20 protein-coding genes are annotated in these 24,111 nt (G+C 68.0%); 5 read left to right on the plus strand and 15 right to left on the minus strand.

Going from position 1 to position 24,111, the window contains the following annotated elements; all coding sequences use genetic code 11:
- Positions 1-29: 29 nt before the first annotated feature.
- From ACOGXI_RS10770 to ACOGXI_RS10800, 7 genes are all read right to left on the minus strand, one after another.
- Positions 30-2,360 (minus strand): DUF2723 domain-containing protein, encoded by a 2,331-nt coding sequence (locus tag ACOGXI_RS10770; protein ID WP_419940189.1) that lies wholly within the window; start codon positions 2,358-2,360, stop codon positions 30-32.
- A 137-nt stretch (positions 2,361-2,497) separates the two neighbouring features.
- Positions 2,498-3,715, minus strand: coding sequence for a hypothetical protein (locus ACOGXI_RS10775; RefSeq protein ID WP_419938846.1), 1,218 nt, complete (start codon positions 3,713-3,715; stop codon positions 2,498-2,500).
- A gap of 62 nt (positions 3,716-3,777) precedes the next feature.
- Positions 3,778-4,992 carry a hypothetical protein gene (locus ACOGXI_RS10780; RefSeq protein WP_419938847.1) on the minus strand — a complete coding sequence of 405 codons (1,215 nt, stop codon included), beginning with the start codon at positions 4,990-4,992 and terminating at the stop codon, positions 3,778-3,780.
- Positions 4,993-5,010: 18 nt separating this feature from the next.
- Complete coding sequence (locus ACOGXI_RS10785; protein WP_419938848.1) at positions 5,011-6,219, minus strand: hypothetical protein; 1,209 nt, start codon at positions 6,217-6,219, stop codon at positions 5,011-5,013.
- A 9-nt stretch (positions 6,220-6,228) separates the two neighbouring features.
- Positions 6,229-7,353, minus strand: a complete 1,125-nt coding sequence (locus ACOGXI_RS10790) for a 6-bladed beta-propeller (protein WP_419938849.1) — start codon at positions 7,351-7,353, stop codon at positions 6,229-6,231.
- Positions 7,350-8,459 carry a hypothetical protein gene (locus ACOGXI_RS10795; protein ID WP_419938850.1) on the minus strand — a complete coding sequence of 370 codons (1,110 nt, stop codon included), beginning with the start codon at positions 8,457-8,459 and terminating at the stop codon, positions 7,350-7,352. The genes ACOGXI_RS10790 and ACOGXI_RS10795 overlap by 4 nt, the downstream gene beginning before the upstream one ends.
- 143 nt (positions 8,460-8,602) lie before the next feature.
- Positions 8,603-9,859 (minus strand): hypothetical protein, encoded by a 1,257-nt coding sequence (locus ACOGXI_RS10800; RefSeq protein WP_419938851.1) that lies wholly within the window; start codon positions 9,857-9,859, stop codon positions 8,603-8,605.
- Positions 9,860-10,377: 518 nt separating this feature from the next.
- Between ACOGXI_RS10800 and ACOGXI_RS10805 the strand changes: the two genes are divergently transcribed.
- Positions 10,378-10,551, plus strand: coding sequence for a hypothetical protein (locus ACOGXI_RS10805; protein ID WP_419938852.1), 174 nt, complete (start codon positions 10,378-10,380; stop codon positions 10,549-10,551).
- Between the two features lie 16 nt (positions 10,552-10,567).
- On the opposite strand, the gene ACOGXI_RS10810 is transcribed toward ACOGXI_RS10805, so the two are convergent.
- The 6 genes from ACOGXI_RS10810 to rocD all read right to left on the minus strand — a co-directional run bounded on the left by ACOGXI_RS10810 (position 10,568) and on the right by rocD (position 17,868).
- On the minus strand, positions 10,568-11,788 hold the full coding sequence (locus ACOGXI_RS10810) for a hypothetical protein (protein ID WP_419938853.1): 1,221 nt from the start codon (positions 11,786-11,788) through the stop codon (positions 10,568-10,570).
- Positions 11,789-11,796: 8 nt separating this feature from the next.
- A complete protein-coding gene (locus ACOGXI_RS10815; protein ID WP_419938854.1) occupies positions 11,797-12,915 on the minus strand; it encodes a hypothetical protein in 1,119 nt (372 codons plus the stop codon).
- A gap of 20 nt (positions 12,916-12,935) precedes the next feature.
- Positions 12,936-14,795: a HEAT repeat domain-containing protein gene (locus tag ACOGXI_RS10820; RefSeq protein WP_419938855.1), complete on the minus strand. Its 1,860-nt coding sequence runs from the start codon at positions 14,793-14,795 to the stop codon at positions 12,936-12,938.
- A 36-nt stretch (positions 14,796-14,831) separates the two neighbouring features.
- Positions 14,832-15,875, minus strand: a complete 1,044-nt coding sequence (locus tag ACOGXI_RS10825) for a hypothetical protein (protein WP_419938856.1) — start codon at positions 15,873-15,875, stop codon at positions 14,832-14,834.
- The gene (locus ACOGXI_RS10830; RefSeq protein WP_419938857.1) at positions 15,869-16,411 is read right to left on the minus strand and encodes an RNA polymerase sigma factor; all 543 of its coding nucleotides are present in this window, start codon (positions 16,409-16,411) and stop codon (positions 15,869-15,871) included. Before ACOGXI_RS10830 ends, ACOGXI_RS10825 begins: the two co-directional genes overlap by 7 nt.
- A 239-nt stretch (positions 16,412-16,650) precedes the next feature.
- Entirely contained in the window at positions 16,651-17,868 is a 1,218-nt protein-coding gene (rocD, locus tag ACOGXI_RS10835; protein WP_419938858.1) for an ornithine--oxo-acid transaminase, read from the minus strand.
- Positions 17,869-18,027: 159 nt separating this feature from the next.
- Here rocD and ACOGXI_RS10840 point away from each other — a divergent pair, with 159 nt between their 5' ends.
- Both ACOGXI_RS10840 and ACOGXI_RS10845 read left to right on the plus strand, forming a co-directional pair.
- The gene (locus ACOGXI_RS10840) at positions 18,028-19,560 is read left to right on the plus strand and encodes an anthranilate synthase component I family protein (protein ID WP_419938859.1); all 1,533 of its coding nucleotides are present in this window, start codon (positions 18,028-18,030) and stop codon (positions 19,558-19,560) included.
- Positions 19,561-19,871: 311 nt separating this feature from the next.
- The gene (locus ACOGXI_RS10845) at positions 19,872-20,393 is read left to right on the plus strand and encodes a hypothetical protein (RefSeq protein ID WP_419938860.1); all 522 of its coding nucleotides are present in this window, start codon (positions 19,872-19,874) and stop codon (positions 20,391-20,393) included.
- Between the two features lie 123 nt (positions 20,394-20,516).
- On the opposite strand, the gene ACOGXI_RS10850 is transcribed toward ACOGXI_RS10845, so the two are convergent.
- Entirely contained in the window at positions 20,517-20,894 is a 378-nt protein-coding gene (locus tag ACOGXI_RS10850) for a hypothetical protein (protein ID WP_419938861.1), read from the minus strand.
- A 181-nt stretch (positions 20,895-21,075) separates the two neighbouring features.
- Here ACOGXI_RS10850 and ACOGXI_RS10855 point away from each other — a divergent pair, with 181 nt between their 5' ends.
- The gene (locus tag ACOGXI_RS10855) at positions 21,076-23,001 is read left to right on the plus strand and encodes a YfbK domain-containing protein (protein WP_419938862.1); all 1,926 of its coding nucleotides are present in this window, start codon (positions 21,076-21,078) and stop codon (positions 22,999-23,001) included.
- A gap of 95 nt (positions 23,002-23,096) precedes the next feature.
- A complete protein-coding gene (locus tag ACOGXI_RS10860) occupies positions 23,097-23,837 on the plus strand; it encodes a ubiquinone/menaquinone biosynthesis methyltransferase (protein ID WP_419938863.1) in 741 nt (246 codons plus the stop codon).
- 21 nt (positions 23,838-23,858) lie between these two features.
- On the opposite strand, the gene ACOGXI_RS10865 is transcribed toward ACOGXI_RS10860, so the two are convergent.
- Complete coding sequence (locus ACOGXI_RS10865; RefSeq protein ID WP_419938864.1) at positions 23,859-24,050, minus strand: AbrB/MazE/SpoVT family DNA-binding domain-containing protein; 192 nt, start codon at positions 24,048-24,050, stop codon at positions 23,859-23,861.
- Between the last annotated feature and the right edge of the window lie 61 nt (positions 24,051-24,111).

The raw sequence follows: 24,111 nt of genomic DNA on the forward strand, positions 1-24,111 counted from the left end.
CCGACCGGCCCGATAGCCCGCAGCCGCCCTCAGTTCCCCGGAACGCCGAGGCCGGCGAGCAGCCCGAAGTGGTCCGCGCGCCGATAGGCCTGCTCCGCCGCTTCCGCATCCCCGAGATGCTCCTCCGACATGCCCTGCAGGTAGTAGGCGAGGTAGTATTGGGCCGGGATGCTCGACTGCGTGGACGGCTCGGGCCACTCGTCCCACTCCAGCACGTCTTCGACCTCGAACACCTCCCACAGCAGTTCCGCGGTGCGGGTCCGGTCGTTCCACGTCGGCGATATCGTGTTCGGCATGTACTCGCGCAGGTTCACGAGGTCGTCCGTCGCCTCCAGCGGCGCGTCCACGAGCTTGAAGGCGAGCCCGTGCCGGACGAGGTGCGGCTGCAGTCCCCACTTCCCGTACACCGGCGGCGCCGTCGCCGCGAAGTAGACCGGCCGGTCTCCCAGCGACTGCTGCATGATGTGGAACACGAGGATGTCCGGGTACAGAATCGAATCCCCGCCGCGCACGCTCGCCGTCACCGCGCTCGAGACCTGGAACGCGGTGTCGCGGGCGATCGCGATCCCCGGCGCGAGCCCGTCAATCTGCGCGTCGCTCAGGGCGATGATCGAGCGCGTCGGAGACGGCGACGCCGCGTCGACATACGGGCTCGCCGCGTTCGCCGTATCGAAGGGACGCTGGCACACGATGGTCGTGGGGGAATCCGCCGCGGACACCCCCGGCTCGCACGGCGACGTCAGGGACCGCAACTGCTTCGGATACCAGTCCGTGCCGAGGTAGGAGTGGACGATGACGGTCACGTCGCGCCGAATCCCCTCCACCTCCTGCAGGTACCAGAGCGGGAAGGTGTCGTTGTCTCCGTTCGTGAACAGCACCGCGTACGGTTCCACCGACTGCAGGATGTTGTACGCCCAGTCGCGGGCCGCGCTGTCCTCCGTCCGGTCCGCGCGCGCGAAGTTGAAGAAGAAGGGGACGAGCGCGACGGCGAGGATCGGCGCCGCCCTCCGGTGCCGCGCGCTGAAGCCGGCCGGCCGGTCCTCCGGCAGACTCGTCCTGCCCGGGGGCACCGCCGCGCTCCTCCGCCGGGCCGGGGCGCTCCAGTTACCCCAAAGCGAGACGAGCCCCAGTCCGGCGTAGATCCCCCACAACTGGAAGCCGATGATGTAGAAGTAATCCCGCTCCCGCACCTCGTGCTGGAGGATGTTCGGCACCTCCTCCAGGTACAGCGAGTAGCCGTACTTGAAGTTGAGATAGAAGACGAGAAGGAGGGTGACCGTGAAGAAGAGCGTGCCCGCGTAGACGAAGGTCTTCCGGTCGCTCCGGAAGTGGGTCCAGAGGCCGACCAGCGCGAGGAAGAGGAAGAGCATGCTGGCGGCGACCCGGCCGGCCGGCGGCAGCGAGCGCGCCCACTGCCAGTCGAAGTACTGCCAGTAGTTCGCGTACTGGGCGGACAGCGGAGCCTGGCGCTGCGTGACCGGTCCCGGGCCGTACTGGTCGCGGATCAGCGACAGGGCCAGCGGCTCGCACGCGACGGAGAGCTTGCTGTTTCCGAAACGGTCGTCGACCACCTTGGGGGTGACCGCCGAGATGAGCGTCGGACACTCCGGGTCCGCCTCGTCGATGATCGGGTTCTGCGCCGACCGGATGGGGACGAAGAGGAGCTGCACCGAGTAGCCGACCGCGAACAGGGCGACGCCCAGCCCGAGGACGCGCGGGTTCAGGGCGGCGCGCCAGCGGTGGAGGAGGACGAAGAGCGCCAGCGCCGGGCCGGGCAGCAGCGACATGGTGTGGTTCGACCAGCCCAGACCGAGCAGGAGCGCGATCAGGACGAGCAGCCGGTTCCCGCGCGCGGTGTCCGCCTCGTCCACCCAGACCATCGTCAGGTAGCTCACGAGCGAGACGACGAAGAGCGAGAGCGTGTAGACCTTCTCGTTCAGATTCGACTGCGTCCAGACGGTGAAGGCGGTCGCCCCGATCCAGACCGCGACCATCGAGGCCACGAGGATCTCGTGCCGGTTCTCGCGGAAGTGCGCGACCATGCGCGCCACGGCGAGGAAGGAGAAGAAGCTCGCGCCGGCGGAGAGCGTCGCGCTGAGCACGTTGATGCGGAGCGCGACCGGGAGTCCCGTGAAGCCGAGCAGCAGATCCCAGAAGCGGCCCACGAGGACGAAGAACGGGTTCCCCGGCGGGTGCGGGAGCCCGAGGATGTGCGCCGTGGTCACGTACTCCGACGTGTCCCAGAAACCGGTCGTCGGCGCGATCGTCAGCAGATAGAGCGACCACACGGCGAGGGCCGTCACAAGCCCCCACAGACGCAGCGTCAGCGGACCGATCTTCTCGCGCTCGATGCCGTTCATCACGCCGGTGCTACGCCGCTCCGTTCACGAAGTTCGCGTGGGGAGATGCCGCCACGAGTCTGGAACGACCGCAGCGGTTCTACGTGCGCGCCGAAACTAGCCACCGGTCGCGACGGGAGCGAGCGGTTGCGGGACGCTTAACGGCCGGACCGGTCGAGCGGCCAGAGCTGCACGGACTCGATTCCGAGGTCGTCGGACACGCTCCCCAGAATGTAGTCTTCGCCGATCTCGAAGATGTCGAGATCCGGGGGGAGGTCCATCAGGCCGAGTACGCGGCCGTCGTCGTCGAAGACCGTCCACGCGGGAACCGGTTCTCCGGGCAACTGGTACTCCTCCACCCAGAGATAGCCGCGGGCGTCGGTGTGGACCCGGCCGAACGCGGGGAAGGCCTCCAGCAGCGGCATGTCGGCCAGCTCGGCCATCGTTTCCGCCCGTTCCTGCTCGGTTTCGTCTGCGTACTGCTCGGCAAGATAGGCATCGACGTCGGCCTGGCTCGGACTCCGCACTCCGTGCTCGCGTCTCACGATCCTCGCCACCGCGCCTTCCGGCGTATAGGCCCGAATCTCGTAGAGGTCGTTGGAGCCGATGATGATCAGATCGCCCCACACGCAGGCGACCGCGGAGTGACGGAAGGGCTGTGGGTACACGGCCAGCCCCCGGTCGGCGAATATGTACCACTCCGAGGCCGGGTACTTGCCGAGCGCCGCATGCAAGCTGCCGTCCGGCGCAGCGATAGCGTACTCGACCTCCCAGCGAACCATTCCGGTCCCCATGGTGCCGGCCGTGAAACTGGGCAGGGTCCCCAGGAACATCCTTCCGCCCGATAGCACGCCGTAGAGTCGGTAGTAGGGATCCTCCAACAGGAAAGTGCGGCCGTGAACGCCGTCGGCGTCGAAGATCGAGACCCTTCTTGCATACATGTCCGATGCCGCGATGGAGTCGCCCGACCAAGGTCCGACGCTCCAGGGAGCGTCGAAATCGCCGAACTCGCCCGGCCCTTCGCCTCGGCCTCCCCACGTTGCGAGGTGGGTGCCCGACCCATCGAAGGCCCGTAGTTCGCCGGACCCTGCGTTCGCCACGACGATTCTGCCGTCCGGCAGCTTCGTGGCATCCATGACCTGGTACAACTCGTACGCCGGGTCTCCCTCGAAGGCGCCGATCGAAAGCACGGGCGTCGCCGCAATGCGCCAACCGAGGCGAATCTCCGGGGTGGGTCTCTCGTTCTCGACGATCGTCACCCCCGCGCTGTCGCGGATCACGGATTCAAGGGCCGAGGGTTCCTCTTCGGAATTCCTGCACGCGGCGGCCAGTGAGCCAGCCAGGATGCATGCCGTCAGTAGAGCGGTCGTCTTCATCTGCCACCTCCGTGCGGCGGAGTGATTCGCGACCGGATCGCGTACGACACACTGACAGGCCGTCAGGGATCGGCCCGATCGAGCGGCCACAGTTGGACGTACTCGATCTGAAATTCGTCGTAGACGGCGCCGAGAATGTAGTCGGGGCCGATTTCGAACACTCGCAGGCCGGGTGGAGTCTCCAGGAAACCGAGCACTCGGCCCGCAGGGTCGAACACGGTCCAGATTCGTCCGGTTTCCCCGGGTTGGCGGTACTCCTCGACCCAGAGATACCCCGGTTCGTCCACTCGTATGGTGTTGAACGCGGGGAACGCCTCCGTCAGAGCCATGTCGGCCACCTCGGCCACCCGCGAGGATCGCTCCTCGTCGGACAGGTTCCGGTACCGGCGGGAAACGTAGGCTTCGAGGTCCGCGCGGGTGGGGCGGCGAGCGTCGTGGTCGCGCCGCACGATCCGCGTCAGCCTGCCGTCCGTCTCGTAGGCGCGGATTTCATAGCGGTCGTTCGCGCCGATGACGACATGGTCTCCCCACACGGCATAGACCGGGGAGCGGCTGAACGGATGCGGACGGACGGACATGTCCTCCGCACTCGCGGCCCATTCCCTGCCCGGATGCGTACCCAGCGTCGAATGTGACCTGCCATCCGCCGCGGCGATCCCGTACTCGAGTTCTATGCGGACCACTCCGTCCGGGAACTCACCATCGGGAGGGCGAAAGCTCGACACCGTCCCGACGAACAGCTCCCCGTCGGGCAGGACTCCGATGAGCCGGTAGAAGGGATCCGGCAACGCAGTCGTGCGCCCGTGCGCTCCGTTTGCGTCGAAGACGGAGAACCGCCTGGCGTAGGTGTCCGATGCCGAGATGGAGTCGCCCGGCCAGCGCCCGACTCCGGAGAGCCCGCCGCGCCCGAATTCCCCCGGCCCCTCTCCCTCGCCGCCCCAGGTGCCCAGGTGGGCGCCGGTTGCGTCGAACATCCTCAATTCGGCGGAACCCGCGTTGGCGACCACGATCCTTCCATCCGGGAGCCGGGTCGCATCCGCAACCCGGAACAGTTCGTAGGCGGGGTCGCCTTCGACTGCGCCGATCGAGAGTGTGGGCTCCGGGCCGATCCGCCAGCCGAGCCGCGAGTCCGCCGCAGGCTTCTCGTTCTCCGCAATCGTCACGCCCGCGCTGTCCCGCACGACCGATTGAAGGCCGGAGTCCATGCTCCGGGCGCTCCCGGCTGCGGTGAGAGAGACCGTCGTCGCGAACAACCCACCGAGGACGAATCTCCGCATGCCAACCTCCCAGTTTGTTCAGCGGCCTTCCGACATCGTGACCAACTCCGGGGGGACGGGATAGAGGGACACATACTCGATGTCGAGTTCGTCGGTTTCCGTCACGATCAGGTGCCGCCGGCCGACGCGGGTGAGGTTGGCGTTCGCAGGGAGCGCGAGGCGGCCCAGGAGACGCCCCTCTCCGTCGAACGCGAGCCAGCGTTCCCCTTCGGGATCGCCGGGGCGCGGCATCTCCCGCGCCCACACGCTCCCGGCCGGGCCGGGACGAAGTCCGGACACGGTGCCGAACCGCTCGGCGGCGGGTGTCGCGTCGAAGCGGCGCAGGGCCGATGGCCGCTGTTCGCCCGGGATCCGGCGGCTCATGGCCTCGCGGGCCGCGGCCACGTGCGCCTCCGTGACGGTGCGGTCGCGTCCGGTCCAGCGAATCAACCGGGTCAACCGTCCCGCGGGATCCAGGACGCGGACCTCGTACGCATCTCCCAGCGTGAGCGCGATGCCGTCCGGCAGGGCGCGGGCTCCGGCCAGCCCCTCGAAGTGCCGGTCGACAAAGACGGTCTCGCCGCCGATTTCGACCGGCCCGAGGTTCCAGCCGGGGACGTTGAACACCGTATCCCGGAGGGCTCCGGTCGCGTCGTAGCGCATCCCGGTGAGCGGCGACCAGGTGAACTCGTCGGAGCGGGCCATGCGGAGGCTTGTGACGAGGACGCTCCCGTCCCCGAACCGTCCGGCGGGGATCGGTGCCGGCGGGACCGGGCGCAGTGGGCTTACCGAGAGGAACGCTCCACCCTCCGTCCAGTAGGCGAGCCGTCGGTTCCGCCAGTCGTAGATGACGAGCGAGTCCGCCCCTGCCTTCCAGATGTTCTGCGGCAGCCCGAATTCCCGCGGTCCTTGCCCCGGAGACCCAAACACATCCCGAAGATCGCCGTCCGGAGCGAAGAGGCGGATGAGGGGCTCCACCTGGCTCACGACGGCGACGGAGCCGTCCTCCAGTTCCAGGGCGTCCACCACGCGGAACAACTGTTCCTCGGGCGGGCCGTCCTGCCGGCCCAGCCGCAGGCGGGGCTCCGCCGGCAACGCGAATTCGGGAATCTCCCCGTGATTCTCGACAATCTCGACCCCAGCGCTGTCGCGCACGGAAAAGTCCTGAGATCGGTCGCCGGAAGAGGCGTCGCACCCGATGCACAGGACGGCCGCCGCCAGGGATGTTGCCGCACGGAAGCTGTCCATCGGTCCCTCCTATGGGATCCGGGTGAAGCGGACGCGGGCGGCTCGCCAGACATCGAGAGAGTCGCGTGTCGTGCCGTAGAGGGTCGTCTCGGTGACCCAGGGAGATCCGAGGTGCGTGATGCGGCGCGGCCAGCGGTATCGCGCCACCAGCGTGCCGTCGCGGTAGACATCGGCTTCACGCGTCTCCTGTCCTTCGACCCCCGTCTTCTCCACCCACAACCGGCCTGCTCGATCGAAGAAGAGTTCTTCGAGCACCGGCTTGCGGTCGGGGATCCCCCATGGATGTTCCCGCAGGTCGAACCTCTCCTTCTCCTGGTCGATCCGGGCCTGCGCGCCTCGCCGCTCATCCGGGCTCAACTCCGGTCCCCGCAGCGGCGCCCGGACCAACGACGTGCTCCCGTCGGGATGGTGGAGGGTGACCGCGTATGCGGAACTGACGGCCGTGGCCCACCAGCCTCCCGTCCCGTGCCCGTGAATCCATAGCGGACCGAAGGGCTGGTAGACGAAGAATGAGGCGGCCTGATCTCCAATCATGATGTCGACCGGGCTGAAGCCCGTGGCCTGCTCCTCGGCCGTCGCCATCGGGACCGTATCCACGGCGGTGCCGGGACCCAGGTGAAAGCGTGTGAACCGGGTGTCGCCGGCCGCTATCCCGAGATCCACGAGCCGGCCCTCCGCGTCGAAGGTCACCGGGGCGATCAGGTTGAAGGAGGCGTTGACGCTCCTGAGGCCGCGCACATACTCCGCGCCCTCGGCTTCGAGCCTGAACGCGCTGTAGCGGACACTCTCCCGTACCCACAGGAGGCCATCGGGCCCGAACGTCATGCAGCAGGGATTCGTCATCTCGCCGGGACCCTCTCCCTGGCCGCCGAAGCTGAAGGCGAAGCGGCCGTCCGGCTCGAACACCCGCACCTCGTGAGTCTGGTAGTCCGCGACGATCACCCGCCCGCGGTCGTCTTCCACCACGGAGCCGATGGTCGTGAACAGGTAGGGATCCTCGCCCTCGACCTCGCCGACCTCGAGGTCGATCGACCCCTCCCAGACCGGGACTTCCGGCGGCGCGGAGGCACCGCCATCCGCGCACGCCGCGACTCCCACGAGCAGCGCGATCCCGGCCGGGACCGCGGGCTTCATGAGCCGGAGCGGTCGAGGGACCAGGACTCCACGTACTCGATGTCGAGGGCGTCTCGCCGAGTGCCGAGGATGTGGTCCTCACCGATCTCCTCGACGGTGAAGCTTCCCGGCATCTCGACCAGGCCGAGGGCGCGGCCCTCGGGATCGAACACGGTCCACAGCCGGTGCGTTTCCCCGGGCAACCGGTATTCCTCGATCCAGAGGTAACCCAACCGGTCGACGAGCACCCCGGCGAAGGCGGGGAAAGCCTCGACGAGCGGCATGTCGGCAACCGCGTCCAACGCCTCGGGCCGGTCGGGGTTCTGCCGGGCCACGTAGTCGCGCAGGTCGGCCCGGGTCGGCGCGCGGGCCTCGTGCTCGCGGCGGACGATCCTCGCCAGCGACCCGTCCGGCCGGTAGGCGCGGATCTCATAGCGGTCGTTGGTGGTGATGACGACCAGATCGCCCCACACGAAATCGAACGCGCGGCGATCGAAGGGATAGGGGCGGGGAAACGGCGGCCCGCCGGCCGTATTGACGAAGTACAGTTCCGACCCGCGGTACGCACCCAGGTCGTGCCGCACGCTTCCGTCCGCCTGGAGGATCCCATACTCCAGATCCGACCGGATGAGCTCCGAAGTGCCCGGCTCCCCGCGCTCGAACGTGCTGAGCGTGGCGGCGAAGGCCCCGCCGTCCGGCAGCGGGCCGACCATCCGCTGGTAGCCGCCCTGTAGCCTGAGGGCGCGACCGAACGTTCCATCGGCGGAGAAGATGGAGATCCGGCTGCTGAAGGAGTCCCTGGCCATCAGCGAGTCGCCCGGCCACGGTTCCACCCCGCCCGGAGCCATGGCGCCGAACTCGCCGGGGCCATCGCCCCGGCCGCCCCACGATTCGAGGTGGACGCCGGCCGAATCGTAGAGGCGAAGCTCGCCGGTCCCCGCGTTGGCGACCACGATCCGCCCGTCGGCGAGCCGCATCGCGCCGCCGACGCCGAAGAGTTCGTACGCGGGATCGCCCCCGGCCGTCCCGATCGTCACGGCCGGCGCCGTGCCAATCCGCCACCCCAACCGCGAATCGAGCGGAGGCCGCCCGTTCTCGACGATCGTGACCCCGGCGCTGTCACGCACCGTGCTTCGCAGGCCTCCTGCGCCATCGCCCCCGCCGCCGCGCGGTCCGCCCGAGCACGCTGCCAAGAAAACGCCACAGAGGACGCCGACGAGGGCCGGCGGAAGGAACCCGGGAATCCGCATCGTGCGGGGTCTTCGGATGGTCATGGCTTAACCAGGGGATAGAGACGCACGTGCTGGATGTCCTGCGCGTCGCGCCATACGCCGAGGATGTAATCGTCGCCGATTTCCAGACCCGGGGCGAAGTCCGGGATGAAGCCTCGTTCCAACCCCGGCGGCACCGAGACGCTGCCCAACCACGTGCCGTCGGCGGCGAAGACCTCGAAGGGCCCGACGTCTATCCCGGCACCGAAGAACGGCTCCACCCAGAGATTCCCCCCGGCATCCAGGCGGATGGAGCGCAAGACTGGCAGCGTCGGGGCCCTGGGGTCCTCGCGCCGGCTCCGCGCCATCTCCTCCGCCTGTTCGCGCGAGACGCCGCCGTACAGGACGTTCGTCTCGATGTACTCCTCGATCTCGGCATCCACGTGGGCCGTCGTGACGGGGGGCGGCGCGATGTCGCGGTGCAGGATCCGCGCGGTCCTGCCGTCTTCGAGGCTGAACAACCGTATGTGGTACGCCTCTGTATCGACGGCCGCGAAAGTCCCGGGAGCGACGGCGAACCGAGGCCCCTTTCCAAAGTCGTAACCGATGTGCGCGACGCTTTCGCCATAGCGTCGTATGACACCCTCTTGACCGGGAAAATCCGACACCACCTCGATCGTCCCGCCCGAAAGATCGAGGGTGGCGATCCTGATCCCCGGCCATCTCACGACGCCTCCCTCGGGCATGTCACCGCCGTCCGTGAAGTTCATGACCAGGTGGCGGCCCGAGACTCCCACGGCCGACCGCGGCCGAGACTCGCGCCAAGGCGGCTCCACCGGGAGCGTGTGGACGAGTTCGCCTTCAGCGTCGAAGATCTGTACGCGCTGCAGTCGGATGTCGTACGTAACGAGGGAGTCGCCCGCGAGCGAACCGAGGAAGGAGAGAAACTGGTGCTCGCCGGGCCCTTCGCCCGCTCCGGCCGCACGCCACACGAAGGTCCCGTTGCGATCGTAGCGGCGGAGTTCGCCGGAGCCCCCGTCCGCGAGGACGATGTCGCCCGAGCTGAGGCGTATTGCCCCTTTAACATCGTCGAGCAGGTAGTCGGGATCTCCGATGGCGGTCCCGATCTCGAGCAACGGCTCTTCGCCCACGGTCCAGCCTTCGTCCGGCCCCCACAGCGGCTCGACAGCCGTGGCGACCGCCACGCCTGCGGAATCCGTGTGCAGCGTGCCCGTCGGCGCCCCCGCCGAATCACAGGCCTGCAGAACGAACACGACCAGGAGTGGAAGGAGACAACCGCAGCAGCCGTGACCCATGACGCTCTCCCCGTGGCAGGTTCAGTCGTACCGAACCGGGGACACGTTCAGCGGCGGCTTGGTTGCGCGGAGGCCGGGCGGCCCTGCGACGTTCGGGACGGCTCCACCCTCACTGGAATCCAAGAGCCCCGAAGCCGATAACGGCCTCGGGGCTCTTACCTCAGCGTCTTGCTGCACCCGAAGGCTATCCGCAGTAGAGGACGACCTGAGGAATTACGTTTGGAGTATCGTCAAATCTCACCCATAACGCAACTTGCGGAATTGCTATGCTATCCATCGGAAGCCTTCGAAGTGCACTCTCAGCGGAGCGGCTGAATGCCTACGCCCAGCCTGAGGACTTGGTTTCTGGGTGAGCCTCTGCAGGGCGCCGTATGAGCAGGGGCGCACTGGTGGGCCGCGCCTCTGGCCCGAACTGGCGACGAGGGGATTCCCGCACCTACCCGAAGCCAAGCGCACGCGCAGTCAGATCTTCCACGCCTTGGATCCGCTCCGCGACCTGCGTAACCGCGTGTCTCACCATGAGCCCGTCTGGGGACCGGAAGCTCGACCGAAGCCATGAGGAAATCCTCGAGACCATCGCCTGGATCAACCGCGACTTGGCGACGACCCTGCAGCAACACTCGCCGCTTCCGGCGGTACTCGATCGGGGCGTAGCCGGCTTCCGCGCGCAGGCCGATGCAATCATCAAGTGATGCCCGGCAGCTTCGCCTATGGCCGAGTGCTCGCTGCCAGTTCGTACACCAGGACGTTTTCTACGTCCAGGTCGTCTCGGAGCACGCCGAGGAGGAGCCCTCCGGTCACGTCGAGGATGCGGAACCGGGGGGGAGTCTCGACCCGTCCCAGCCACTCTCCGTCCGGGGAAATGACGGTGTACGGCGATCCCTCTTCCGGGTAGGCCGGCCGGTAGGAGGGCAGCCATACGTTTCCGTCGGCGTCGGCGAAGGGGGACCCGAAGAGCGGTATCGGCTGGCCGATCATGGCGCGATACCTGGACATGTCTTCCTGAATGATCTCCTCGAGCCGGGAATCGGATACTTGGTAGTTCATCCGGCCGATCATTCGGTTGTAGGCCTCGCCGCGCTCCAGGAGTTCCCCGGTCAGCAGCTTGGGCTCGGGCCGCCACCGCACGACCTGGGTTACCGCGCCGTCCGGCCGGCGCCAGGTGATCTCGGGCCGGTCGGACCTCGTGTAGACGAACCGCCCTGCAGCGGCCGTGACCTCGCCAACGGGCCGGATGATCGGGTTCATCGCCCCTCGCCTCGCTCGCACGACGTGGTCGTACGACGCGACCGTGTCGAGGGCGCCGGTGTCGATATCGAACAGGGTCATGTGCCCGGCGAGCCACTCCTCCTCTATGTCGAACCAGGAACGGTAGGCGTATCGGTCCATCAGCAGCAGCTCACCGGATGAACCGATCCCCGCCACACCGATGTGGGCTGCCCGAGGGGTGCTCACGATGCGCGCGACCGAATCGCCAACGAAGAGAGTGAGGCGAGACAGACGACGGTCTGGCACAAGGACGCTGTCCTGGCCCAGGACGAACGCCGAGTAGGGCTCGATCACTTCGCCCGGACCCTCTCCAACCCTCGCGAGCACCTCGTGCGTCGTCCCGTCCGGACTCAAGACGACCACTTCGCCGTACCACTCGGCGACGACCGCGCCTCCATCCGGGAAAAGCCGGCCGGCATCGGGCGACAGGAACTTGTAGTCGCGCGGGTTGGCTCCGTGCCGGTATAGCGGTTCCGCCGCGAGGACGAAGGGGGCCTCGACCTCCGGCTCTCCGGCATATTCGACGATCCGCACGCCGGCGCTGTCCCGGATCTGGACCCCGATGTCGTCCGTGAGCCCGGGGTCTCCCCCGCAGGCGGCGAGGGCCGCCGCCAGAATCGGTATATGGTTCAGCGTCAGTGCGTGGCTTCGCCTCGGCACGCGGCGGGTCACCGGCGGAAGGGCAGGTCCGCGATGTCGTACCAGTCGAGGGCCCGGTCCGGAATCCCGTCGGCATCATCCGGCCCGGCCTGCCGGTCGACCAGCACAACCAGGGTCGACCCAAGGAGGTCGAAGGCTCTGAGCCGATCCCTCACGCGCACCGACCCGAGGTATGCGGCATTCTCGTACACGTCCAGCCAGGACCATTCGTGCTGGTCGCGCTGGGTGGCGATCCAGTAGCGGTTGGAGCCGTCGAACAACTGCTGGCCCGTGGACAGATGGTAGTTCTTCGGAGTGGCGCGATAGCGCTCCAACCCCTCGTCGATGGCGGGTGAACGTGGGAGACCCCGCGACCTGTTGAAGGCCAGGAGTTCCTCTTCCATCCGGGCCACGTCCCGCTCGTCCGGAAGTTCCGGGACGTACATCGGCGCGCGGACCACGGTGGCGTCACCCGTGTCACCGGTGCCGCCGACGAAGATCAGGTGCCCTTCGCAGGCCACGAACGCCCATCCCCCCGCTGGGTGGGGGAGGCCGTGGATGACCTGCCCGCACTCGATGTCCCAGGGACCGGGCGGCGACCCTTCCTGCCCCACGACGTCCCCGGAGGCGAGGTCCACGTCGTATCGGGTCATCAGCGATCCGGACATCTGGCCGAGCATCACCATGTAGTCCAGCGACACGCCTGACACCGCGGCGCCGAACGCTGGGAAGGGCTGGAACACCGCCGGCAGCATCACCTCCGACACGTGGGCGCCGGATGGCTCGAAGACCGTGAAGCGGCCCAGGTCGGAATCCACCACGCCGACGGTTCCCGCCTCTCCGCGAGTGAGATACGTGGGCTCGCCAAACTCTCCGGGGCCCTCGCCCTCGCGCCCGAAGATTCCGACGACGCTGCCCTCCGCGTCCACGCAGCGGACGCGCACTTCGTAGGAGTCGATGACGCAGGCCGTGCGCTCGTCCGCGAGCAGCGCGACTTCTTCGCTTTCGCTCAGCGGCACGGCCGTCGTACTGATGAGTTCGGGCCAAAAAACACCCGGGCCCGCAGCGTCACCCGGACCGCACGCGGCGGCGAAGACGGCGAAGGCCAGGAGTGGAATGTGGAGACGCCCTCGGCGCGCGTGACGCATGACTCTCTCCGGCCTCTATCTCATCGGGGTCGTCGGGGGACCGTATCGGTGGCCGGAGGAGGCAGCGTATCGGCCACCGGAGGACGCAGCACCCGGAGGAGGAAGTCCACAGCCTCTTCGGATCCCGTGCGGCCGAGCCAGTAGATGCCGCGTTCCCGCACCTCCTGGTCCGGTTCGTTGCGGATGAGTTCCATTAGCACCCGCGGGGCTCCGGAGTCGGAGTCGGCCCGCTCGTAGATGGCGTAGATGGCCTGCCTCTTCAGGAAGGACTCCGAAATCTCTCCGTAGAGGTCGGCAAGGTACGCCACCGTCACGGTCGGGTGACCCGCCCACGCGGTGAAGGCTTCTTCACGCACGTCTTCGGATTCCTCCGGGTCGAAGGCGACGGAGCGCGCCCAGGCGGCGGTTTCCATGTCCTCTTCGTCACGCATCCTTCGTTGTACCGCCCACAGCAGATCCTCCTTGAGGTCATCCGAATCGAGATTTTCGTAGATCGGAATGAAGGCGCCGGCTTCCATGTCATCCCGATAGGCCAGCGCTCTGACCGCCGCGCTGCGGACGCTGTACGACTTGGATCGATTGAGGGCCACGTTGACGAGGGCGTTGACGGCCGCGTTGCCGAGGGAATGCCCCATCTCGGCGGGCCCGGCCGAACTCCCCGAAAACTGACTCCGGCGAAGGGCCTCGATCGCGTCGCTCTGCATGGCGAAGTCGTCCGAGTCCGCAAGTGTCCGCTGGAGGACATCGAACGCATCCCAGGAGTTGAAACGCCACATTTCCTGCAGCGCAGTCCTGCGGACGGATCTCTCCGAATGGCGCTGGATAATGTCGAGCAGAAGGTCCTCGGCCTCCTCGGTTCCCTCTCGCGCGATGAGTCCGACCGCCCCCTCGTGCAGCCGCGTCGCACACTCGTCGTTGCGGGCCAGGACGTCACGAAGCACCTGCATCCGATTGACCCTCTCGTAGCGCATCACGGCCTCGAGCGCCGCCAGCTGCACGGACACATCGTCGCACGCTTCCTGTTCCTGCGTCGCGGCGCGCAGGGCCTCCCGGTATTCCGTCCGCTGCCAATCGACCGGCTCCGACCGTCGGTCCGCCCACATCGCGCGGGCGTCACCCTCGTCGGTCGCACGGTCCGGGAAGGCCCACGCCCGCTCGAGATCGGTGAATCTCTCCGAGGACTCCGCCAGTCGCCGGAGGTAGTCCTCCGCGTCCTGTATCGGATCGAAGGCGTCGCCCAACAAGGCGGCCAGCGAGTCGGCGGCCAGCGAGTCCGGCAGAGCGCTGATGTCGGCCGTCGACACGGGAAGCGAGACGGTTCGGCCCGCCACCTCCACGGGCATCACGCGAAAACCGGGCGTCGTGGCGGCGACGTCGAGGGTCTCCTCCGCCTCGCGCAGCAGCCGCTCCGCATCGCCGGCGTCGCCCTGAGACGCGAGCTGGCTTCGGATCTCGAATTCCAGGCCCCGCGCGTCGTGGTACAGCCGCCCGGCCTCCCTGTGCCTGCGAGAATCGGCCGGCCGCGCCTCGTCGAACCCGACCATCAGTATTTCCAGCAGCAACCGCGCCTCACCCAGGTCGCCGAGGCGATAGCGGGCGAACGCTTCCCAGTAGTAGGAATCGGGCTCAAACGGGGGGGTCGTCAGCGCGGACTCGGTTCGAATCCCCTGGAAGAGCGCCACCGCGCGTTCAAACTCCTCCGCGTTGATGGCGCGACGCGCCTCGAGGAAGCGCGCCACCTCTTCCTGCTGGACCGTCTGCGCGGCCAGGCTCTCCGTCCCGAGCACCTGCAGCGCATGGCGCGTGGGCGCGGCGTCCACAGTTGTGAGGCCGGCCAGCAGCAGCCCGGTCCATGTCAGTTGTCTTAGACGATCATTCATGGTATGCCTCCATCGTATGCCTCCGTACGGTTCCATTCACGTGCCGCTCGCGGCACGCAGCCGCATCAGCGTCCCCTGCCGTTCCATGCTTTCGCGGGCGAGTTCGCGCTCGAAGTCCGGCGCGTCCGGGCCGAGGCGCGCGATCTGCACCAGCACGAGTTCGAGATCCTGCAGCAGAGCCCGCGGCTGCTGGCCCTCGGCGACAGGTGTGTTGAGCAGCGAACGTGTCTCGACCAGAAATTCGCGCGCCCACCTGGCCAGGTCGCGCTGCGATTCGTCGCTTCCGATATCCGTGCGGAATGCGACGAGCAGGGCCTGGGTCCGGTCCAGGTGACGGGATATCCGCGCCGTGTCGTATTCGTCCGCGGCGGCGCGCGCCGGCGGGTCCGCTTCGGGCCGCACCGGAGTCCGGACCGGGGCCGGATCGGCTGCCGGCGGCGGCGTGGCGGCCGCGAACTGCCGGTTCGTCTCCAGGGGCTCCTCGACGACGGAAAGCGCCAGCGCCTCCTCGGCGGCCGTCGGCGCGAGGGGTCCGGAGTCCGTCGCCGCGACGGACGCAGGCGCCGACGCCGGCGCCGCCGACGCGACCGTTTCGGGTTCCGCGGCCACCGGCAGCTGCGAGCCACCGTCGAGCGCCACGGCCAGCGCGACCGAAGCGGCGGCGGCTCCCGTCAGCCACGCCGCTGTCCGGCCGGGCCGCCTGCCGAGCGTCCGGGCCACGACAAGCCGAAGCGGTCCGCGCGTCGTCTTGCGGGCCCCGGCGGCGTCCGGCTGCCGCGCGACCCACTCGGCCTCGATGCGCTCCCACATCGCCTCGCGCGGCGCGAGCGGCGGGTCGTGGTAGCCGAGCGCGTCGAACGGGTGATCGAACGGGTCATCCACCGCGCCGCCGACGCCGGCCGCGTCGCACGTCACGTCCGCCGTCTCGAGCGAGTCGGGCGCCGGCGCCGCCCCCAGCCGCATTTCGATCCCGGCCCACATCGCCTCGACCGGAGGCTCCGGCGGGTCGTGGTAGCCGGCCGCCTCCCGGCGGAGGAACCGGGCAAAGCGGCTCGCCTCGTCCGTGCGATCCTTCAGCATGCCCATTCTCCCGCGAAGTCCGCGAGTTTCTCCCGCAGGCGGCCGCGCGCCCTGAAGAGTTGCGACTTGGAGGTCCCGGACTTGATCCCGAGCATCGCCCCGATTTCCTCGTGCGTGTAGCCCTCGAGATCGTGCAGCAGGAAGACGGTTCGATAGCCCGCGGGAAGTTCGTCGATCGCGCGGTGCAGGCGCTCCTTGACATCGGGTTCGAGGCGGTCCGGGCCGCCGGTCGAGCGGAGATCCTCGTGCAGCGCGGTCTCGCGGCTGCGGAAGCGCTTGACTTTGCGGAGCCCGTTCAGCGACACCGTCGTCGCGATCGATCCGAGCCACGTCCCGAACGCGGCCTCGCCGCGAAACGTGTCGATCTTCGTGAACGCCCGCACGAACGTCTCCTGCGTGAAATCCTGGGCGAGATGGTCCTCGCCGGCGAACCGGTAGCATATCCGGAACACCCGATCGACGTGCGCATCGTACAACGCGCGCGCCGCGTCCTCGTCTCCGTCCCTGAGCCGCTGAATGAGTTGCGGTTCCGTCACCGTGCCGGGGTCTCCGGGTACACGTCGGTTCTTCCGCTTCTTCTGCTTCTGGATCGGTGACACAGGCAACTGGGGATTGGTTGCGCGGGAATCGGGCGGACCGTCGGCGGAGGAATCGACGGGCGGACCTGGGGGACGACCGGACCGCGGCGGCGATGCGCCGCGGCCGGCCGTCCGGAGGCGGGGTTCCGGGAGCAGCCGAGGCTCCCGGTCGGACGGCGAGCGCCCGAATCCGTTACTCAGGCGACGGCGACCGCCGCCCCCTGCACGACCTCGGCGATGTGTTCCAGCGCCCATTCGAGGCTGGCCTTTTCGATCGTGAGCGGAGGCGCGAAACGGATCACCTGCTCGTGCGTCTCCTTGGCAAGGACCCCGCGCGCCTGCAGTTCCTCGCAGAACGGACGCGCCGATCCGGACTCGTCCCGGATCACGACGCCGATGAACAGGCCGCGGCCCCGCACATGGTCCACGTGGGGAGAATCGATCGATTCCAGTTCCCGCTTGAACCAGGAGCCCAGTTCGTTCGACCGCCCGGCGAGATCTTCATCCCGTATCACGTCCAGCGCCGCCGCGCCCACCGCCGCGCCCAGCGGATTTCCGCCGAACGTCGAGCCGTGGTCTCCCGGATGGAAGACGTCCATGACCCCGGAGTTGGCGAGGATCCCGGAAACGGGGAACACACCGCCTCCGAGCGCCTTCCCGACGATCATGATGTCGCCCCGGTCCGCCTCCCAGTCGGCGCAGAACAGCTTGCCGGTTCGCCCGAGACCCGTCTGGATCTCGTCGTTGATCATGAGGACGTTGTTCGCCCGGCAGATCTCCAGCGCCCGCGCGTAGTAACCATCGGGCGGCACCACGACGCCCGCCTCACCCTGGATCGGCTCGACGAGGAAGCCGACAGTGTTCGGCGTGATCGCCGCCTCGAGCGCGTCCGCATCCCCGTAGGGAATCGGCACGAAGCCCGGCGTGAAGGGGCCGAACCCGGACGTGGATCCCTCGTCCGAGGAAAAGCCCACGATCGTCGTCGTCCGGCCGTGGAAATTGTCCTCGCAGACGATGATTTCCGCCTGGTCTTCCGCCACGCCCTTCAGCGTATAGCCCCACTTGCGGGCCGCCTTGATCGCCGTCTCCACGCCCTCGGCGCCGGTGTTCATCGGCAGCGCTCGCTCGAACCCCGTCATCTCGCACAGCTTCTGGAGGAACGGACCCATGCGGTCGTTGTGGAAGGCGCGCGACGTGAGCGTGAGCTTCTCCGCCTGCGCGCGCAGCGCCTCGATGATGCGGGGATGACGGTGTCCCTGGTTCACGGCGGAATAGGCGCTCAGCATGTCGAGGTACTTTCTGCCCTCGACGTCCCACACCCACTCGCCTTCGCCGCGCTCCAGCACGACGGGAAGCGGATGGTAGTTGTGGGCGCTCCACTGATCGACCTGAGAGATGTAATCGCTGGTGTTCATCGCTTCCTCACTGAGCTGCCGAGATTGAGCTGCCGAGATTGCGGCCGAGACTGAGCTGCCGAGCGATCTCGACCATGGGTTGATACAGGTCCGGGCCGGATTGAACCGGGCTTGAGAGAGTAGGCGAAAAGCCCACGCCCGACAAGGTGATTCGGGTGCGTGTCCCCATCGGTCCCCGTCCATGTCGCGGGCTGCTACCTTGGGCGCATGAGCGACGCCTCCGTCATCCCCGACCTTGCCGAATTCTCCCGCCTCGCCGAGCCCGGCCGGATGGTGCCCGTGGCCATCGAGATCCCGTTCGACCTCGACACTCCGGTCACGGCGTTCTCGAAGCTCCGACGCGGCCCGTTCTCCTTCCTGCTCGAGTCGGTGGAGGGCGGGGAACGCTGGGCGCGATTCAGCTTCTTCGGCTCGGAGCCCCGGGAAGCGTGGCGACTCGACGGGTCGGAGATCCGGCTCTGGACGCCCGCGGGAGGCTGGGGCGAGCCCGAGACGACGAGCGATCCGTTCAGCGCCTTCGATGCGTGGATCAACCGTTACGAACCGGTCGAACTCCCCGCCCTGCCGCGGTTCTGGGGCGGGGCCGTCGGATTCTTCGGCTACGATACCGTACGCTGGCTCGAGCGGTTGCCCGCGGCGCCACCCGACGACCTCGGCGTGCCCGACGCCTGCTTCATGTCGACGGAGCACATGCTCATCATCGACAACCTCTATTCGCGGGCCGTCGCCGTGGCGGCCGTGCCGGTCACGCCCGACGACGACCCGGCCGAACTGTACGGGAAGGCCGTGGACCGACTCATCGACTGGGTTCGCGGCCTCGAGAGACCGCACGGGCTGGGGCCGATGGGCGGCGGCGGGGCGCGCACCGCGGAGGTGGCCGGAAACCGCTCGCGGGAGGACTACGAGGCGGCCGTCGAGCGGATCCGCGAGTACATCGTGGCGGGCGACGCCTACCAGGTCGTCGTCTCGCAGCGCGCCGGCTCCCGTTTCGGGGGCGACCCCCTCGAGCTTTACCGCGCACTCCGGCGCAGCAACCCGTCGCCCTATCTCTTCTTCATCGAACTGGACGGCATGCGCCTCATCGGCTCTTCCCCCGAGACCCTCGTCCGCGTTGAAGACGGGATCGTGACCGTGCGCCCGATCGCCGGGACGCGACCGCGCGGGGCCACGCCGCCGGAGGACGAGCGGCACGCGCGCGAGCTGCTCGCCGACGAGAAGGAGCGGGCGGAACACCTCATGCTGGTGGATCTCGGCCGCAACGATGTGAGCCGGGTCGCCCGTCCCGGCTCCGTCGAGGTGTCGCGCTTCATGGAGATCGAGCGCTACAGCCACGTCATGCACCTCGTGAGCGAGGTGGCGGGGTCGCTGAAGGACGGAGCCGACGCCGTCGACGCGTTCCAGGCCTGCTTCCCCGCCGGCACACTGACCGGCGCCCCGAAGGTGCGCGCGATGGAGATTCTGGACGAACTCGAGCCGACCCGTCGCGGACCGTACGGCGGGGCGGCGGGTTACGTGGGCTACGGCGCGACGAGCCTCGACATGGCCATCGTGATCCGGACGCTGCTTTCCGTCGGCGACCGCGTGTACGCGCAGGCCGGGGCGGGGGTCGTGTACGACTCGGAACCGGCGCGCGAATGGGAAGAGACCCGCCACAAGGCCCGCGTGCTACTCGAGGCGCTGGAAAAGGTCTAGCGCCTTTTCTCAAATCACATGTCTGCGTTCCTTCAGAAGGGAGGCTCTCGTCTTGTTTGTCTATATCGATGAATCCGGCCATCCACACCCGAATGATCCGCATCCGCGGCCGGTGGATGTGGGCGTGTGCTTGAAGCGTGAAGACGTCCGGCAAATCACGGGAGCCCTCCATCGCTTCAGTGAGGATTTCCGGGCCAGCATCGGCGGTGCGACGCGGCTCCGAAGCGATGAGCGCGAAGGGAAGGCCGTCGCCTTCCTAAGTCGGAAGGCGTTGTTGGCGTGGCCCAAAACGGGTGTACGCAGACTCCGTTATGGATCTCATCCGGAATCTTGATGTTACGATCTTCGCTATGGTGATGGAGCGGCCGGACAGGGCAATTTACCGAGGCGATGATTACCTCCAAACCCAGCACCGATGGATCCTCGAACGCGTCGATGCCCTGATCGAACTGAAAGAGACAGGACGTATGGCAACGTTGGTCTTCGACGGCCGCGACCCCGCCGAGAACGTCAGGCTGGACAGGTGTTTCTCCAACTTCCTCTTCCGTTCGGTCGAGGGCCGGGCCATGACGCGGATCGTGCCCGGAGTGCTCTTTGTGGACTCGGAGATCACACCGGGAATCAAGCTGGCAGATTTTTGTGCCTACATCCTCAGGGTCTACTACGAGTGCGAGCTTGATCGACAAGATCCGCGCGGTGACCCCTACCTCGCGACGATCAAGCGCTACGCGGAGATCATCCGACGGAAGACCTTCGATTGGGAAGACGAGAGCGGCGACAAATCCTGGGGAATTCGCACGATGGGGAAAGAACATTTTTTCTACAACGAATAACTCTCCCCCGACTCCCTAAGATCCTTAAAAGACGGGAGCCAGTCGCGGCACCAAGGGTCTGACGACCCCCTCCGGGCACCACTTCCGGCTCCACAGCAACATTTGGGATTCCTGACGGCCCTGTCAAGCCCGGGCGAGACGTTCCTCACGGGCCACGATGGGGTCGATTTGGGTGGGGTACTGCTTGGCGTAGGCGAGGGCTTCCTCGAGCGCCTCCGTCCGCGTCCCCGCGAAGCGCTGGCCCACGGCGGCGCTCATCGCGCGGCCCGGCCCGGCCGCCGCCGCGACCTCCCACACCTCCGGCCCCCCCCGCAACGCCGCCCGCCGGCCCGCCCGGGTTTCCCGGAACTCGATCTGCGGGAATCTCTCCGCCGCGAGCCATTCCAGGAGAATCCGCCTCAGTCCCTCGGAGGGCGTCCATTGCTGCTCAAGGAACACGCGTTCGAGTTCCGACTCGACCTCGCGCGAGACGCGCGTGCAGAGAGGACGGGGCAGAGGCATGTATACATGGTATACCATCCGCCGGAGACATGCCAGACGGCATGGCCCCGTGGGCTTGGCGGCGAACCGCGATGTAACCCTTTCCCCGTTTGCGGCGTCTACGGGTGTGTCGCCGGACGCTCGCTGTTCGTCGCAGGAGCGCGGCAGCGGCCTTCGGCCCAGGTAAGGAAACGAGGCGACCATGAACATTCGCGGAATCCCGGCGCGCGTCGGCGCCCTGCTGGTCCTGATCCTCGCGGTCGCGGACCCGACCCCGTCTCACGCCCAATCGGAGACGGGCGCCGTGCGGGGGAAGGTGCTCGACGCGACGGCCAACGTCGGAATCGCCGGCGCCCAGGTCTTCCTGGCGGGGACGACGATCGGCACGCTGACCGACCCGGAGGGCGGGTACTTCCTCTCGGGCGTGCCGGCGGGGGAGCAGGTCATCACGGTTCGGCTGATCGGCTACAGGGAGACCAGCAAGTCGATCGCCGTCACGGCGGGCGAGACGGTCACGCTGGACTTCACCGTCGAGCAGACGGCGTTGCGACAGCAGGATCTCACTGTGACGGGCGTGGCCGGCGAGACCCCGCAGGTCAAGCACCCTTACGCGGTCGAGCGCGCGGCGCGCGGCCTTGCCGCCACTTCGGCCATACGGGCGTATCCCGACTTCAACACGGAATCGTACGCCCCCATCGAGGAGAACGACTTCCGGCTCGTGAGCGCGTCGCCGCTCTCTACCTTCTCGATCGACGTCGACCGCGCGTCCTACGCCAACGTTCGGCGCTTCATCCAGGCGGGGGAGCGGCCGCCCGTCGACGCGGTTCGAATCGAGGAGATGATCAACTACTTCCCGTACGAGTGGGACGACGTGTCGGGAGAACACCCCTTCGCGGTCGAGACGGAAGTGTGGGCTGCGCCCTGGACGCCCGAGCACCGGCTGGTCCGTGTCGGCCTCAGGGCGCCGTCGGTGGAGACGGCTCACCTGCCACCCGGCAACCTGGTCTTCCTGCTCGACGTGTCCGGGTCCATGTCGTCGCCCGACAAGCTCCCGCTGCTGAAGAAGGCCTTCGCTCTGCTCGCCGAGCAACTCAGACCGCAGGATCGGGTCGCGGTCGTCGTCTACGCGGGAGCCGCGGGTCTCGTCCTCCCCTCGACGCCCGGCAACCGGCGCGGGAAGATCCTCGAGGCGGTGGACCGGCTGGAGGCCGGCGGAAGCACGGCGGGCGGCGCGGGAATCGCGCTCGCCTACGACGTTGCGCGGAAGCACTTCATCGAGGGCGGGAACAACCGCGTGATCCTGGCGACGGACGGCGACTTCAACGTGGGCGCCTCCAGCGACGGCGAGATGGTGCGGCTCATCGAGGAGGAACGCGACAGCGGGATCTTCCTCACGGTCCTCGGCTTCGGCACCGGGAACCTGAAGGACTCGAAGATGGAGCAGATCGCGGACCACGGGAACGGCAACTTCCACTACGTCGACGGCCTCCTCGAAGCGCGGAAGGTGCTCGTGGAGGAGATGGGAGGGACGCTGTTCACGGTCGCGAAGGACGTGAAGCTGCAGGTGGAGTTCAACCCCGCGCGGGCCGCCGCATACCGGCTGATCGGGTACGAAAACCGGCTGCTCGCCGACGAGGACTTCAACGACGACACGAAGGACGCGGGCGAACTCGGCGCCGGACACACGGTGACCGCGCTGTATGAGGTCGTGCCCGCGGGTCTCCCGGTCCCCCGCGGCGTGGATCCATTGCGGTACGAGTCCACCGCCGGCCCGCAGCCCCCGGTTGAAACGCCTCCGGGCGCGTTTGAGGACGAACTGCTCTACGTGAAGGTCCGCTACAAGGACCCGGACGGCTCCGAGAGCAGGCTCTTGGCGCATGCGGTCGCGGACCGCTCCCGGTCGCCTTCGCGGAGCTTCCGGTTCGCCGCGGCCGTGGCGGGGTTCGGCATGCTGCTGCGAGACTCGCCCCACGCCGGACGGTTCACGCCGGATGATGTCATCTCGCTGGCGGAAGGAGGCCGGGGCGACGATCCGCGGGGATATCGGGGAGAGTTCATCCGCCTCGTGGAGGCCGCGCGCGACCTGGATCTGCTCGGGACGGCAGCGGAGGAGGGCGACCGGCGTTAATGTGGCGCCTCGTCCCCGGGCCGCGGCGCCGACGAGTGCGGTCGCGGCGGCCCGCACCGGGAGGGCGCCCCCGTTGAAGCTCAGTTGAAGCTCAATTGAAGCTCAATCGACGCATCTCCGGCCGGATCGAACGGCCGGCGGACAAGCGACGCTACGTGCGCCGGCTGTTCGCCGGCGTGGCCGGCCGCTACGACCTCACCAACGACGTCATGTCGCTGGGTCTCCACCGCCGCTGGAAGCGCCGGCTGCTCGCCCGGGCCGACCTGCGCCCGGGCCACCGCGTCCTCGACCTCGCGGCCGGCACGGGGGACCTCGCCCGGGGAGCGCTGGACCAGGCCGCGCGCGGAGCGTTCGAGGTGCAGGTCGTCGCCGCCGATCTCACGCTGGAGATGATGCGGGTCGGGCGCGGAAGACCGGGTCCCGGCCTCGCCGGCTGGATCGGGGCCGATGCGCTTCGCCTGCCCTTCCCCGATGGCGCGTTCGACCGCGTCGTCATCGGCTACGGGCTGAGGAACTTCGCCGGCCTGGACTCCGCGCTGGCCGAGAGCTTCCGCTGCCTGCGCCCGGGCGGCCGGCTGATCTCACTCGATTTCGGGCACCCGCGCTCCGAGGCGCTGCGCCGCATCTACCTCGGATACCTCGACGTCTCGACCCGCGTCGCGGGTTGGGCGCTTCACCGCGATCCGGAGTCCTACGTGTACATCCCCGAGTCGCTGAGGAGGTTCCCGGACCAGCGGGAGATGGTCCGCAGGATGGAAGCGGCCGGGTTCGTGGAGTGCGGCTACGAAGACCTGATGATGGGCGCCATGGCCGTCAATTACGGAGACCGCCGCTAGTGTCGCGGCCGGATTTTCGAGCTAGATGTTCGGGTTGGATTCCGTCTTCCAGACGGTGAACTGGCGCTGGCCGGATTCGCTTTCCTCGAGGCGAACCTTCAACGCATCGCCATCGGCCAGTCGCATGTGGTCGCGCATCTCCAAAGGAATCGTGATACGGCCACCGCTTCCTACGGTGATGTCGCGGTAATACAGGACGCGGAAGATCGCCATCTAACCTCCCCATGGAGGGTTGGATTCGGCAAAGCGAGGGGAATCCTCAATATGGGGATTC

This window comes from Candidatus Palauibacter sp., from assembly GCF_965208055.1.
Classification (GTDB): domain Bacteria; phylum Gemmatimonadota; class Gemmatimonadetes; order Palauibacterales; family Palauibacteraceae; genus Palauibacter.

What these genes read in the sequence shown, in the direction of transcription:
- ACOGXI_RS10850 (WP_419938861.1), bottom strand. Translation starts at nt 20,894, where the DNA reads ATGCCTCTGCCCCGTCCTCTCTGCACGCGCGTCTCGCGCGAGGTCGAG.
- rocD (WP_419938858.1), bottom strand. Translation starts at nt 17,868, where the DNA reads ATGAACACCAGCGATTACATCTCTCAGGTCGATCAGTGGAGCGCCCAC.
- ACOGXI_RS10865 (WP_419938864.1), bottom strand. Translation starts at nt 24,050, where the DNA reads ATGGCGATCTTCCGCGTCCTGTATTACCGCGACATCACCGTAGGAAGC.
- ACOGXI_RS10800 (WP_419938851.1), bottom strand. Translation starts at nt 9,859, where the DNA reads ATGGGTCACGGCTGCTGCGGTTGTCTCCTTCCACTCCTGGTCGTGTTC.
- ACOGXI_RS10855 (WP_419938862.1), top strand. Translation starts at nt 21,076, where the DNA reads ATGAACATTCGCGGAATCCCGGCGCGCGTCGGCGCCCTGCTGGTCCTG.
- ACOGXI_RS10845 (WP_419938860.1), top strand. Translation starts at nt 19,872, where the DNA reads ATGGATCTCATCCGGAATCTTGATGTTACGATCTTCGCTATGGTGATG.
- ACOGXI_RS10825 (WP_419938856.1), bottom strand. Translation starts at nt 15,875, where the DNA reads ATGCTGAAGGATCGCACGGACGAGGCGAGCCGCTTTGCCCGGTTCCTC.
- ACOGXI_RS10815 (WP_419938854.1), bottom strand. Translation starts at nt 12,915, where the DNA reads ATGCGTCACGCGCGCCGAGGGCGTCTCCACATTCCACTCCTGGCCTTC.
- ACOGXI_RS10775 (WP_419938846.1), bottom strand. Translation starts at nt 3,715, where the DNA reads ATGAAGACGACCGCTCTACTGACGGCATGCATCCTGGCTGGCTCACTG.
- ACOGXI_RS10780 (WP_419938847.1), bottom strand. Translation starts at nt 4,992, where the DNA reads ATGCGGAGATTCGTCCTCGGTGGGTTGTTCGCGACGACGGTCTCTCTC.
- ACOGXI_RS10790 (WP_419938849.1), bottom strand. Translation starts at nt 7,353, where the DNA reads ATGAAGCCCGCGGTCCCGGCCGGGATCGCGCTGCTCGTGGGAGTCGCG.
- ACOGXI_RS10820 (WP_419938855.1), bottom strand. Translation starts at nt 14,795, where the DNA reads ATGAATGATCGTCTAAGACAACTGACATGGACCGGGCTGCTGCTGGCC.
- ACOGXI_RS10805 (WP_419938852.1), top strand. Translation starts at nt 10,378, where the DNA reads ATGAGCCCGTCTGGGGACCGGAAGCTCGACCGAAGCCATGAGGAAATC.
- ACOGXI_RS10770 (WP_419940189.1), bottom strand. Translation starts at nt 2,360, where the DNA reads ATGAACGGCATCGAGCGCGAGAAGATCGGTCCGCTGACGCTGCGTCTG.
- ACOGXI_RS10785 (WP_419938848.1), bottom strand. Translation starts at nt 6,219, where the DNA reads ATGGACAGCTTCCGTGCGGCAACATCCCTGGCGGCGGCCGTCCTGTGC.